This window comes from Methylobacillus sp. DLP286 (assembly GCF_056636515.1).
Genome location: NZ_CM153145.1, coordinates 1,145,995 through 1,158,563, shown reverse-complemented (window position 1 = coordinate 1,158,563; position 12,569 = coordinate 1,145,995). Strand labels below are relative to the sequence as shown.

The window sequence follows — 12,569 nt, the reverse complement described above, 5'->3', positions numbered from 1 at the left end:
AATCGCCAAAAGAATTAAAAAGGAAAGCAATGGAAATAAGTTATTCGCAAAGGCTGAGCCTGACTTACGCCCTGTGCCTCAACGAGGCGCGTACCAATGCCGGTGAGCTCCCCAGCACCAAGCTGGAAGATTATGATGCGCTGGAGGCTTCGACCTACCTAGCCTGCTACATCACCTTCCGCGCGATCCAGCACGCAGGCCGTTCGCCTGCGGACGAGCGCGTGGAAAACTTCGACATGTTGGCCGTGTACCAGGCGTACGCGATGCTGGCCTATACCTACCTGACCCTCCCGTTGGGGGACGAAGGCATAGAGCCGGATTACAAGACGGCCGCCATCACCATTGCACGCTCATTGTTCGCCGAACTGGAAAACGAGGAACTGGCCGAGATTATCGAATCCGGCAACCATAAATACCAATTGATAGGCGATGCCGAGGCCGAGCACTGGATGAATTACCGCCAGGATATCGAGAAAGTGCTTATGGCCTTCGTGATTGCCGCGACGGATGAAGAAGCGCCATTCGACAAGGAGGAGTTGGTGCCGATGCTGGGGGCTTTGCTCAGCATGCTGTGTGAGGCGTTTGCGAGTGAGTAGGTGTAGGTCATCTTTGATGAACTGTTGAAATGCTACATGGATTGAAGCAAGCAGATTATTTCTATCCGCAATCAGTAGTAAATTACAACAAGTGTTGGGAAACACAGAAGGAGTGTCGGTGCACATGAGTGAGTTGGCTAAATCTCATTCAATGCGGTGCGATTGTCTAAATATAGTTATGCTGCATTCGGTACTATGTTTGATTTGCAAATTTTTGGGGACATATCAGTGAACTTTGAGTACGACAGACTTATTCTTTTAGCAGAGGAGCTAGACACACCGTCTACGCCAGAAAAAATGGTAGAGCTGAACGTCCTGCTTGCAGAACTGTTACCAGATGATGTAAAACCTGAGCACCTCTCCTTACTAAATGACCTGATTAGTATCATGTCGAATACTGGAAATTTGTTTGTAGAGCATCGGTCTGCGATTCTCAGGGTACAAAACGATCTCCGGGCAAAATGTTAGCTTGCGATTCACTTAAGCTAAGGCGTCACTAACAATGACCACGCAAAGAAATATGTCAGGACTTACTGTTTATAAAGATTATTTTGTTTATCACGGAGATACGAAGACGCAGCACTCTTCGATTAAAAATTTATCATTACAACAATTAGCTGCCATAGTGATCCGATGGGTAGGCTACAGTAGTTACTTGCGTCGAACTCAGCATATTAGATTGCTTAAAACAACTGACTATGACGGAATGCCATTCGAAGATTTCTATGAAATCGTGTATGAGAACAGTCATGACCGGAAAACCTCGAGTAATTCCTCGATAGTGGTTGTATTTAACAGCACTTATGAGGACGATTTCGACTACACCGCGATGGTTAGTCGAAGTACCACCACTGCGTACAAGCAAGGAAAGAGCCTAGAGCCAAAGGAGACGAAATTTAAAGTCCATCGCTCCATTATCAAACGACAAGACGGAGATGCTGAGATTTGGATTCAAGACGAACTGCTTAGGTTGCAAATAATCCTGGACGACTTGGATAAAGCAACACAAAGCCTTCGTTCGTGGGCTGATAGCGGACTCCACATGAGGGTATTGTGCAAAACTTACCTTTGCAGACCGGGTGATGATCCTGCAATCATTTCCTGCAATCAGCTTCTCACTTATGCCAACAAGGGATTCTCCCTTGATGATTTGAAGAAAAAACTGATTTGCAAGGTGTGCGGGGCACGCTGTTCAGACATAAGTGTAGTTTGAAAGGCTTCATCAATTTCTTAGAGTGCTCGTCTGCAGTCTAAAAATTCATTCAAGCCGATGCTTCACCTTGAATCGCCCCGGCTTTTCTAGACACTCTGTAGCCGGTTGAAATACTGATTTTCGAACTCTACCGGAGAAACGTCGTTTGCATAACCATGGCGACGTTTCGGGTTATAAAATATCTCGATGTAGTTGAAGACATCCCGGCGAGCTTCCTCGCGGTCGAGATAGGTTTTGCGGCGGATTCGCTCCCGTTTGAGTAGCTGGAAGAAACTCTCAGCGACAGCGTTGTCATAGCAATTTCCCCGTCGGCTCATGCTGGCCACCAGGCCATGGGCTTTCAGAAAGGCTTGCCAGTTGTGGCTGCTGTACTGGCATCCCTGGTCCGAATGGACGATCACGGGCGCCGTGGGATTTCGCCGCCAGACCGCCATCAGCAAGGCATTGATTGCCAGTTCGCTATCGATCCGCGAGCGCATCGACCATCCGATGACCTGACGCGAGAACAGGTCCAGTACCACGGCCAGATACAACCAGCCTTCGTTGGTTCGGATATAGGTGATGTCTGTCACCCAAACCTGATTGGGCGCTTCGACATCGAATTTCTGCTCCAGCTGATTCTCAGCCACGACCGCGGGCTTGCCGTAGCGACCGGCCCGACGACGGTAGCCCACCTGTGCCCGCAGCCCTTCCTGCCTCATCAAACGATAAACCCGATGTTTGCCGCAGCGCTCGCCCAGATCGCGCAGGTCATGTGCAATCTTGCGATAACCATAGACGCCACCGCTCTCCAACCAGGATTGCTTGATCAGCCCCAGCAGTCGTTGATCATCCTGCTGACGAGGCAACACGGGTTCGGCCTTCCAAGCGTAATAGCCGCTGGGATGAACGGCCATCATGTGGCAGAGCCGGCGCACCGGATACTGCGTTTCATGGGATTGAGTACCTTACCGGGACTCTTTGGCAAAGTACGCTGCGGCCTTTTTTAGGATGTCGCGCTCCTCGCTGACCCGCTTCAGTTCGGCCTTGAGTCGGCGAATTTCTGCCGCCTGGCCTTGCAACTCGCTACGCTCAACCTCGGGCACGCTGTAACGCTTCAGCCACTCGTACAGGGTCGGCAACGTCACGCCCAATCGACTCGCCACTTCTGAGGCGGGATGACCACGATCCGTGACCTGTTTGACCGCTTCAATCTTGAACTCTTCCGGGTAACGCTTGCTGCTCATGACTTCTCCTTTTGCCTAAGTTTAAGGCTTCGGAGCGTCTAACCCGGACTTTTCATCAGCCAAGTGATCCGAGCGTTTTTCGGCCGATTTGGCTGGAGTCGTTCGCGGCGAAGACAAGATGACGGCGCGGATGGTGTTTTTTTGATGCCACAGGCGCAATTGCCCCAACCCCCATGGCTTTATAGCGTGCCGGGGACAGCACTTTTTCAGAACTACGGGGCCATGGCGTGTGCCGCGTGGGCGAACACGTGGCGCAAGGGATGGTGTGAGGCCAACAGGATTCGAACGCGCCAGGTATTGCGCACGATGGCCGCCCCGATCTTGAGCAGTCGCACACGGATGGTAGCGGCGCTGGCCCGTTCCAGTTCTGTGCCGCGCAGGGCCAATTCGCGCAGGCGCTGCATCAGGGTGTAGGCCAGCGCGGCCAGCAGCAGCCGGAATTGGTTAGCCGCAAACCGGTGGCAACTGGCGCGGGTGCCGAACAGGTCGAGCTGTGCTTCCTTGATGCGGTTCTCGGCCTCACCCCGGGCACAATACAGCTGGTCGTACCGCATCGGCCTCAGAGCCCGCAATGTTGGTGACGACGAAGCGCGGGTTCACGCCCTGGACGCCGTATTCCAGGCGGGTGAGTACGCGTCGCGGTCGGTTCCAGGAGGCGGCCGCATAGATGAATTCGCTGACCAGGCGCTGCTTGGATCCGGTGCGTCGGTAGTCACGCTCGAGTACCTGTTCGGCCAGTTTCACACGCGCCTGAAGGCGGGTGTTGCGAGCCAGGCCGATGATGTACTGCACATTGGCCCGTTCGCACCAGCGCAGCAGCCGCTGACGACAGAACCCGGAGTCGCCCCGGATGATGATCTTCACCTGCGGCCAGACTTGACGCAGCCGCGTCACCAGCAGCCGCAGCACGGCCGACGCATGTCGGGCACCATCAATGCGGCTGGGTCGCAGCAGGCAGGCCAGCATCGACTGGCCGCAGAACACGTACAGCGGCAGGTAGCAGTGGTGGTCGTAATAGGCGTGGAACTGTTTGAGTTCCTGTTCACCATGTAACGGGATATCCGAGGTGTCGACATCCAGAATCAACTCTTGGGGTGGGCTGGCAAAGCTGGCAATGAAGTGCTCGACCAGAATCTGATGCAGCGCCCAGGCATCGGCGCGGCTGGCACCGGTCTCGAGCCGACTGAGTGTGGGCGAGCTGGCCAGTGTCTGATCGCGCCCGACGGCCGTTTGCATCAACAGGTCCGAGCGCAGCGTGTCGTGATCGTTCAGGTCTTCGTAGCCGCAGCACAGGCCATACAGGCGCTGGGCGATGAGATCGCGCAGGCGGTGGCGAATCCGACCCCCGGCACGCCGATCGGTCAGGGCCTTGGCGGCCAGACGCGACAAACCGGTGCGTGCATCAATCTGTCGCAACAGCATCAGCCCGCCATCGGAACTGAGGTCACCGCCCTGGAAATTGGCCTGCAAATGACGGCGTCCAAGGCGCCCAAAGTTCAGCTCTTCAGTGGTACGATTTGGCATCGGCGCTACCTTCCCAAAATCTTGTTTCGCACCTCGATTTTATGCGGGCTTAAAGGTATGCGCCGATTCCTTTTGGTGAAATTTCCGGGCTAATGGTTCCGGGGCGATTCAAAGCTTCACCATCACCATTGCCATACGAAGCAATCAACTGCTCGATCTGCCGATTGTCCGCTTATTCGATATAATCTTTATGCTTTCTTGTTAGCGATCAATATTGATAAGACCATTTAAAGGTACTATGATCAATATCATTAAATAGACCTTGGAATGATCATGTCCAACTTGATATTAGCTGAAACCACCGCGAGCATTTCCGAACTAAAAAAGAATCCCATGGGTACCGTTGCTGCTGGAGAGGGATTCCCAGTGGCGATTCTTAATCGGAATGCGCCTGCCTTTTACTGCGTGCCTGCGAAGGCTTACGAGGTCTTGCTTGAGAAGCTTGAAGATATGGAGCTGAGTGCCATTGCGGATGCACGCGAAGGGCAGCCTGTCATCCGAGTTCAGCTTGATGAAATTTGAACTCGGCTTTCTGGAAGAGGCTTTGAAGGAGTGGCGCAAGCTGGACAATCACACTCGCGAGCAATTCAAGGCCAAGCTTGCGGAACGGTTAGAGAACCCGCGTGTGCCTGCTGCCAAGTTAAGTGGTCAGAAAGACCGTTACAAGATCAAGCTGCGTAGTGTGGGCTATAGGCTTGTGTATGAGGTCCGTGACAATGAGCTGATTGTTATTGTGGTGGCCGTTGGCAAGCGTGAGCGTAACGCAGTATATAAGGCTGCGGTAAAGCGTTAGCGAGTAGCGCTGGGGCAATAGCGAAAAATGAAATCAAAGGCACTTTTAAAAGTGCCTTTGGTGTTTATATACGCTTATCAGGCCGCCAAGCTAAGCGAACTGCTAACGCTGGAATCATCACTGCTAATGCCATACGCCGCAATCAACTGCCCGATCTGCCGGTTGATGCTGTTTGCGTCCTGCTGTTTTGCCTGGTTGCTGTCGTTCTGGCGTTGGTATTCCATCGCTTCCTTGGCGCTTACCTTGCCGTCCTGGTTGGTGTCAGCAGCCTCGAAATTGGCGGCGACGCTGCTCGCCAGGTTGGCGAGGTTGGTATCAGATGTAGTGGAGGCAATGCTTTCCAATTCTTCCTGGGTATAGCCTTCATCGTCCTCTTCGTTTTGCGGAGGAGGTGGAGGTGGCATGCCGCCTTGCACGCGTGCATTGTTGAATTGGCTGTTCAGTTCGCTCAGGAGGTTGCTGATGCCGCTGCTGAGTTCCGATTCCGTCAATTTGCCGTCGCTGTCGCTATCCAGTGTGCTGAACAACTCGTCTGCATCGCTGCTGTCGTCGTTGCCATTCAGTTTGCTGAGCACGGACTGCAGGTCCGCTTGTTCGATATAGCCTTTGTTGCTGGTGTCCAGCTTGCTGAAAATCGAGCTGGCAATTTGGGATGCGTTGCCGGAAATGCTGTTGATCATGTTGTTCTCCTGATTGGTCGCGCTGTCGGCCGGGCGGTTGCCCGGCTCCTGGAGTTTCTAACGGGCATGATGCGCTTATTTTTTGCCTGCGAGGTGTAAAGCCGGGTAAAGCTGTGTAAACCCTAATGTCATCTGGATACTGCGCTATCCCATAAAAGGATATTTGCCGTCGTTTATTCACAATTGATTGTCATCCCGGCCTTGAGCCGGGATCTGGTGGGAGATGGTGGGGGTATTGCAAGATGCCGGATCAAGTCCGGCATGACAGGGGGCGTCCTGAGCGGCTGGTTCTGCCTTGGTCGTATTTCCTTGCATTGTCCGCAGGATAGCGATGTTGAATAATTAAATGGGCCTGGGGCGATCCTCTTTCGGGCGGCCTTCCCATGGCTTGCTTGCAGGGAATGGGCGCAGGTCGGGCCGGCCCTTGCCCAGCTCTTTTCTTTCATCCAGCTTGCCAAGTTGCTCGGGCGTGAGCAGTGCGCGAATGCGCGATTCTGTACTGACTCGGGAGAAGATGGCATCACTTTGCACGCGCGCGAGTTCTGCGGCCAATTGCCTGGCTTTCTTTTCATCGAAGCTGGGCGCAGTGCTCAGTTTGTCTATTTCCTCGCGTAGTTTGCGCTGCTGCTTGAAGTTGTTGCGTATTGCGGGCGCTTCGGCATGCAGGAGATAGAATATTTTATCTTCCTGAGCCTCGCTGAGCTCCAGGCCAGCAAGGTGAGGCGGCAGGGCAAAGCCCGGGGCCTCCTGGATAAAGCCGGGGCCCGGCCTTGGCGGGCCGTCTTCGCGCAACGGGGGCTCGGCGCTGGCCCATGTGCTTGATATTGCGAATGCTGCCATGAGGATCATGGATGGGATGCTGCTGGGGTTCATGTGCGTCCTTTCTATTCACGGTAGGTATGGGGAAATTCTGCCGCCGCGAGTTGTTAGATGCTGTTAACCAGGGGTAAAGATAGGTAAAAGTAGGCGGCCGGGCATGTCGCCGGCATAGGCGAATCGTTATGATGTGATTGCAAAAATACTATTCAACATCTCAGCATTCAGAATCTTATGGCTAAAGTACTATTGATCGACGACGATGTGGAGCTGGTCAACCTGATCAGGGAATACCTCGTGCAGGAGGGGTTTGACGTGGAGTGCGCGCACGACGGTGAAACCGGGGTCGTCTATGCCGAGTCGCTCAAGCCCGCGCTGATCGTGCTGGATGTCATGATGCCCAAGCTCAATGGCATAGAGGTGCTGCGGCGCATTCGCGCCTCCAGCAACGTGCCGGTCTTGATGCTCACCGCCAAGGGCGATGATGAGCACCGGATTGTCGGCCTGGAGCTCGGGGCCGATGATTACGTGCCCAAGCCCTGCACCCCGCGAGAGTTGGTGGCGCGCATCCGCGCCATCCTGCGCCGCATCGTGCCGACCGACCAGCAGCCGCAGGCCCATCATATCGCCGTGGGGCCGTTGACGCTCTGGCCGGAGCGGCGTCTGGTAGAGTGGGCGGGCCAGCCTGTGAACCTGACCAGCACCGAGTTCAACCTGCTGGAGGTCCTGGTCAGGCAGGCAGGGCGCGTGGTCAGCAAGAGTGATCTCTCGACACTGGGCCTGGGACGTCCGTTGTCGCGTTTTGACCGTACCATCGACGTGCATTTGAGCAGCATACGCCAGAAGCTGGGTACGCTTGCCGACGGTCGTCAATGCATCCAAACCGTCTACCGCATGGGTTACCAGCTGATCAAAGAATAGCCATGGGCCGCCTGTTCTGGAAATTCTTCTCCTTTTTCGTGCTTGCACAGATGGCCTCCATCATCGGGGTAAGCCTGTTTTTCTGGGTTTCCGCGCAGCAGCAGGCCAATGAAAGGCAGGCGCGCGAATTGCTGCGCAGCGGGCCGATGGAAATGGCATTGCTGGAAGCGGCAAAGGGCGCCTTGCATTATGGCGGGGAGGCTGGGTTGTCGGATTTGTTGCGGCTATGGTCGCAGCGGCAGATGCCCCAGGTGTTCGCCGTCGATGAGGCCGGACAGGAACTGCTGCAGCGTTCCTTGCCTGCTGGTATCGAGGAAATATTGCGTTCCGGGCGCGGGGTTGCCGTCGGGCATGATAGCCAAGGCAAGTCCATCCGCCTGTTCACGCTGGACGGGCGCCGCATGGGTCCCGGCTTCGGCGCTATGCCTCCTGGTATGCCGCCGCAGGCAATCTACGGTGATCGCCGTCCGCCCGGGCCCCCCGGTAGGATAGGCGGCCCGCCCGATCAGCACGGCCCGATGTTCCCCTGGACGCCGGTATGGGCTGGCCTGATTGCCAGCCTGGTGTTTGCCGCATTGCTGGCCTGGTATGTTTCCAAGCCGATCAAGGAATTACGCGGCGCGTTTGCGCGCGTGGCGGGAGGCAACCTCAAGGACAAGGTCAGCCCGGCCATGGGCAGGCGGCGCGACGAGTTGGCGGACCTGGGGCGTGGTTTCGACCGCATGACCGAGCAGCTGCATGCCCTCATGCAGGGGCAGAAACGTCTGTTGCATTACGTCTCGCACGAAATGCGCTCCCCGTTGGCGCGCCTGCAGATGGGCATCGGCCTTGCCAAGCAGAATCCGGAACGGCTGGGGGATACCCTGGACCGCATCGAGATGGAATCCATGCGCATGGATAAATTGCTGGGCGAGGTGTTGGAGCTGTCCAGGCTTGAGTCGGGCATCATGGCGGTCAAGAAGGAAAGGATTATGCTCAGCGAGTTGCTGGAAGGCGTGGTCGAGGATGCGCGTTTCGAGGCTTCGGCCAAGCATGTGGATATCCAGAGCCGGATAGAGGCGGACGCTGAAATAGAGGCGCAGCCGGACCTGTTGTATCGCGCGCTGGAAAACGTGCTGCGCAACGCCATCAAGTACAGTCCCGACTATAGCGAGGTCAGCCTGGAAACCCAGGGCAGGGATGGGGCCCTAACGGTGCTGGTGTCGGATCGCGGGTCTGGCATCCCTGAAACCGAGCTCGACAATATTTTCCAGCCATTCTACCGCGCCGATAGCGCTGGCAACGTCAGCGGGCACGGCCTGGGGTTGGCCATCACCAAGCAGGTGCTGGACCTGCACGGCGGCAATATCAGGCTGCAAAACCGCCAGGGCGGCGGCTTGGTGGTGGAAATCTCGTTGCCGGTAGCTTGAGCAATGCCTGGCTGGCTATATTCTATGCTTGGGTTCGCCAACAACATACAGTAATTCTGCCGCAAGCAGGAGCGCAGCAAGGCAGAGCGACATCATCAGAAGAGCCTTCTCAGCGCCCTTATAGCAGTTCGTTGAACAGTTGGCGGTAGGCCGAGATGCCTTGGCTCAACGGGTAGCGCTCAATGATGGTGGCGCGGGCGGCGTCGCGCATGGGTTGCAGTTGGTCTGGCGCTACAAATACCCGGTCTATGGCATCCGCGAGTTGCTCGCCGGAGAAAAAATCCACCAGCAACCCGTTCTCTTCATGGCGAATTACTTCCTCCACCGGCGCGGTGCGCGAGCCTATCACCAGGCAGCCTGCGGACATGGCTTCCAGCATCGACCACGACAGCACGAAAGGCACGGTCAGGTAGACGTGCGCTGCGGACACTTGCAGTACGCGCAGGTATTGCTGGTAGGGCAGCTTGCCGAGGAAGTGCATGCGGCCGAGGTCCAGGCCAGGGATTTCCCGCAACAGCCTGGCCCGGTAGGTTTCGCCTGGTGGCAGTTTGCGGCCATAGCTGACATCGTCGCCTCCCACGATCAATACATGGCACTTGGGCCTGCGCCTGAGGATTTCGGGTAATGAACGCATGAGGATGTGGAAGCCACGATAGGGTTCGAGATTGCGCGACACATAGGTGACCACTTCGTCCTTGCGTGTGAGCCTCAGGCCGGAACCGAGCTGCAGCCAGGCGGTGGGGTCGGGGCGGGCGGCATCGGTATTGATGCCTTCATGGATCAGCCGGATCTTGTGCTGGTATTCCTGCGGATAAAGGCTACGCTGCCATGCGGTCGGGCTGATGCCGATGTCGGCGGCATGTAGCGAGAGCAGGTTGGTGATGTTCTTGGTGCGGATGCGCAGGAAGTCGTCCAGCGCGAGCGGGTATTCGGGGTCGAAACCGGCATCGGCGCCTGTCGGTTGGTAAAAGAACTCGAAAAACGTGACCAGCGGCACGCCGGGGTAGATGTCCTTGGGGTATATCGCCTCGCCCCAGCCCATATGGGCGACGATGATGTCTGGCCGGTAGCCTTTTTCTTTCAAATGCAATAGCGCGCGAGCGACGCTCTGGCCGCGGATCACATGTTCTTCCACGGGCGCCAGGTAGGCATGCACGCCCTGGGTGGCGGCGCGTGCCGGCTTATATTCCATGCGCTGCACGCCCTGCATGCCGGGGGCATGGGCTTCGCACAGGCTCAGCACTTGATGTCCACCTTCATCGACCAGGGATTGGGCAATATGGCGGAATTGCCCGGGGAAGTTCTGGTGGATGAAGAGGATATTCATGTCAGTCCTCGATGAAGTCGCCGTCAACGTACAGCCATTGTCCATGTTCGCGCACAAAGCGGCTGTTCTCGTGGAGTTTCTCCGCCTTGCCGTTTACCTTGTAGCGGGCAATGAACTCGACAATAGCGCGGTCGCCGCCGGTTGCCTCATGCTGTACGATTTTGAGGCCTAGCCATTTCGGTGGCTGGGCACCCGCTTCGTCCTGCAAGGAGCCTGGACGAGTAGAGGGGTGCCAGGTATGCAGCAGGTAATCATTCAGACCTAACGCATAGGCCGTGTAGCGCGAACGCATGAGCGCTTCGGCGTCGGGCGCGGGCTCTCCCTGGTGCCAGCGCCTGCAGCACCGCTTGTAGGCAGTGCCGCTTTCACAAGGGCAAGGGTCGCTTGGTTTCATCGGGCTCAGAAAATCTCGCGGGTTTCGAGGAACTCGATGTCGGGGTAGCGTTCCTGCGCCATTTGTAGGTTGACGCGGTTGGGCGCGAGATAGACGTATTCCTCGTTGCCGTCCAGCGCGACATTGAAGCCGTACTTGTCGGCAATCGCCTTGAGGTCTGCATCCGGTCCGCGTAGCCAGCGCGCGGTGGCGCAATCGTAGCTCTCGAATACGACGTCCACGCCGTATTCATGTTCGAGGCGGTGCGCCACCACGTCGAACTGCAACAGGCCGATGGCGCCGAGGATGAGGTCGTTGGAAAGCAACGGGCGGAACAATTGCGAGGCGCCTTCCTCGGCCAGTTGCTTGAGGCCGATCTGCAATTGCTTCATCTTCATCGGGTTCTTGATGCGCGCGCGGCGGAAATATTCAGGGGCGAAAGACGGAATGCCGATGAACTTGAGGTTCTCGCCTTCGGTGAAGGTGTCGCCGAGCTTGACCGTGCCGTGGTTGGGGATGCCGATGATATCGCCGGAATAGGCCTCGTCCATGGTGGTGCGGTCTTGCGCCATGAAGGTGATGGCATTGTTTACCGACAATGTCTTGCCGCTTGCGACCTGCTTGATCTTCATGCCGCGCTCGAAGCGGCCCGAGCAGATGCGCAGGAAGGCGATGCGGTCGCGGTGCTTGGGGTCCATATTCGCCTGGATCTTGAACACGAAGCCGGAGAATTTTTCCTCCTTGGGGTCAACGCTGCGGCTGGCGGTATTGCGCGGCAGAGGTGAGGGCGACAGGTCGACAACGGCGTCGAGCAGCGACTGCACGCCGAAGTTGTTGATGGCGGAGCCGAAGAACACCGGCGTTTGCTTGCCATCGAGGTAGGCCTGCTTGTCGAACGCATTCGAGGCGCCACGCACCAATTCGACATCCACGCGCAGATCGTCGGCTTGCGAGCCGATCAATTCGTCCAGGCGCGGGTTGTCCAGGCCCTGGATGATTTCGGCCGTGCCTTTCTCCGCATGCGGGTCGAAGAAGCTGATGGTGTCGTTGTACAAATGGTAGACGCCGCGGAAGCTCTTGCCCATGCCGATCGGCCAGGTCATCGGGGCGCATTGCATGCCCAGCGTGGATTCAATCTCATCGAGTAGTTCGATCGGCGCGCGCGATTCGCGGTCCAGCTTGTTGATGAATGTGAGGATGGGCGTGTCGCGCATGCGGCAGACGTTGAGCAGCTTAATGGTCTGCGCTTCCACGCCATTGACCGAGTCGATCACCATGACGGCGGAATCCACGGCGGTAAGCGTGCGGTAAGTGTCTTCCGAGAAATCGTCGTGCCCTGGTGTGTCGAGCAGGTTGATCATGTGTTCGCGATAGGGGAACTGCATGACGGAGGAGGTGACGGAAATGCCGCGCTGCTTTTCCAGCTCCATCCAGTCCGAAGTGGCATGGCGTGCCGCCTTGCGTCCACGCACTTCACCAGCCACCTGGATGGCGCCGCCGAACCAGAGCAGTTTTTCGGTGAGCGTGGTTTTACCCGCATCCGGGTGGGAGATGATCGCAAAGGTGCGGCGGCGTTGGACTTCTGAGCTGAAACTGGACATATCTAAATTGGGGATTTGGGCAAAAGGCTTATTTTACCTTTTTGCGCGGCAGTTCCGTTTTTATTTATGTTTTCGCGGGTATGATGCCGT

11 protein-coding genes and 2 pseudogenes are annotated in these 12,569 nt (G+C 56.6%); 6 read left to right on the top strand and 7 right to left on the bottom strand.

Features of this window, described 5'->3' with window-relative positions; genetic code table 11:
* The first annotated feature begins 29 nt into the window (after positions 1–29).
* Together ACWXTG_RS05615 and ACWXTG_RS05610 are read left to right on the top strand one after the other, a co-directional pair.
* Complete coding sequence (locus tag ACWXTG_RS05615; protein WP_480221006.1) at positions 30–596, top strand: hypothetical protein; 567 nt, start codon at positions 30–32, stop codon at positions 594–596.
* A gap of 502 nt (positions 597–1,098) precedes the next feature.
* Positions 1,099–1,809, top strand: a complete 711-nt coding sequence (locus ACWXTG_RS05610) for a hypothetical protein (RefSeq protein ID WP_480221005.1) — start codon at positions 1,099–1,101, stop codon at positions 1,807–1,809.
* Positions 1,810–1,895: 86 nt separating this feature from the next.
* Here ACWXTG_RS05610 and ACWXTG_RS05605 read toward each other — a convergent pair.
* Together ACWXTG_RS05605 and ACWXTG_RS05600 are read right to left on the bottom strand one after the other, a co-directional pair.
* Positions 1,896–3,035 (bottom strand): annotated as a pseudogene (locus ACWXTG_RS05605) (IS3 family transposase).
* Between the two features lie 212 nt (positions 3,036–3,247).
* A pseudogene (locus ACWXTG_RS05600) lies at positions 3,248–4,559 on the bottom strand (IS1380 family transposase).
* Positions 4,560–4,832: 273 nt separating this feature from the next.
* Here ACWXTG_RS05600 and ACWXTG_RS05595 point away from each other — a divergent pair.
* Both ACWXTG_RS05595 and ACWXTG_RS05590 read left to right on the top strand, forming a co-directional pair.
* Positions 4,833–5,081 (top strand): type II toxin-antitoxin system Phd/YefM family antitoxin, encoded by a 249-nt coding sequence (locus ACWXTG_RS05595; RefSeq protein ID WP_480221004.1) that lies wholly within the window; start codon positions 4,833–4,835, stop codon positions 5,079–5,081.
* On the top strand, positions 5,071–5,352 hold the full coding sequence (locus tag ACWXTG_RS05590) for a type II toxin-antitoxin system RelE family toxin (RefSeq protein WP_480221003.1): 282 nt from the start codon (positions 5,071–5,073) through the stop codon (positions 5,350–5,352). The genes ACWXTG_RS05595 and ACWXTG_RS05590 overlap by 11 nt, the downstream gene beginning before the upstream one ends.
* 77 nt (positions 5,353–5,429) lie before the next feature.
* On the opposite strand, the gene ACWXTG_RS05585 is transcribed toward ACWXTG_RS05590, so the two are convergent.
* A complete protein-coding gene (locus ACWXTG_RS05585) occupies positions 5,430–6,032 on the bottom strand; it encodes an EF-hand domain-containing protein (protein WP_309565570.1) in 603 nt (200 codons plus the stop codon).
* Positions 6,033–6,374: 342 nt separating this feature from the next.
* Positions 6,375–6,905, bottom strand: coding sequence for a Spy/CpxP family protein refolding chaperone (locus ACWXTG_RS05580; protein ID WP_480221002.1), 531 nt, complete (start codon positions 6,903–6,905; stop codon positions 6,375–6,377).
* 177 nt (positions 6,906–7,082) lie between these two features.
* Between ACWXTG_RS05580 and ACWXTG_RS05575 the strand changes: the two genes are divergently transcribed.
* Both ACWXTG_RS05575 and ACWXTG_RS05570 read left to right on the top strand, forming a co-directional pair.
* Complete coding sequence (locus tag ACWXTG_RS05575; RefSeq protein ID WP_309565568.1) at positions 7,083–7,769, top strand: response regulator transcription factor; 687 nt, start codon at positions 7,083–7,085, stop codon at positions 7,767–7,769.
* 2 nt (positions 7,770–7,771) lie between these two features.
* Positions 7,772–9,178, top strand: coding sequence for a sensor histidine kinase (locus tag ACWXTG_RS05570; protein ID WP_480221001.1), 1,407 nt, complete (start codon positions 7,772–7,774; stop codon positions 9,176–9,178).
* Between the two features lie 118 nt (positions 9,179–9,296).
* Here ACWXTG_RS05570 and ACWXTG_RS05565 read toward each other — a convergent pair whose 3' ends face one another.
* Genes ACWXTG_RS05565 through ACWXTG_RS05555 form a run of 3 tightly spaced genes read right to left on the bottom strand, consistent with a single transcriptional unit; the run spans position 9,297 to position 12,479 of the window.
* Positions 9,297–10,505, bottom strand: coding sequence for a glycosyltransferase family 4 protein (locus ACWXTG_RS05565; RefSeq protein ID WP_480221000.1), 1,209 nt, complete (start codon positions 10,503–10,505; stop codon positions 9,297–9,299).
* A 1-nt stretch (position 10,506) separates the two neighbouring features.
* Entirely contained in the window at positions 10,507–10,899 is a 393-nt protein-coding gene (locus ACWXTG_RS05560) for a YchJ family protein (RefSeq protein WP_407997074.1), read from the bottom strand.
* A 5-nt stretch (positions 10,900–10,904) separates the two neighbouring features.
* Complete coding sequence (locus ACWXTG_RS05555; RefSeq protein ID WP_480220999.1) at positions 10,905–12,479, bottom strand: peptide chain release factor 3; 1,575 nt, start codon at positions 12,477–12,479, stop codon at positions 10,905–10,907.
* Positions 12,480–12,569: the final 90 nt, after the last annotated feature.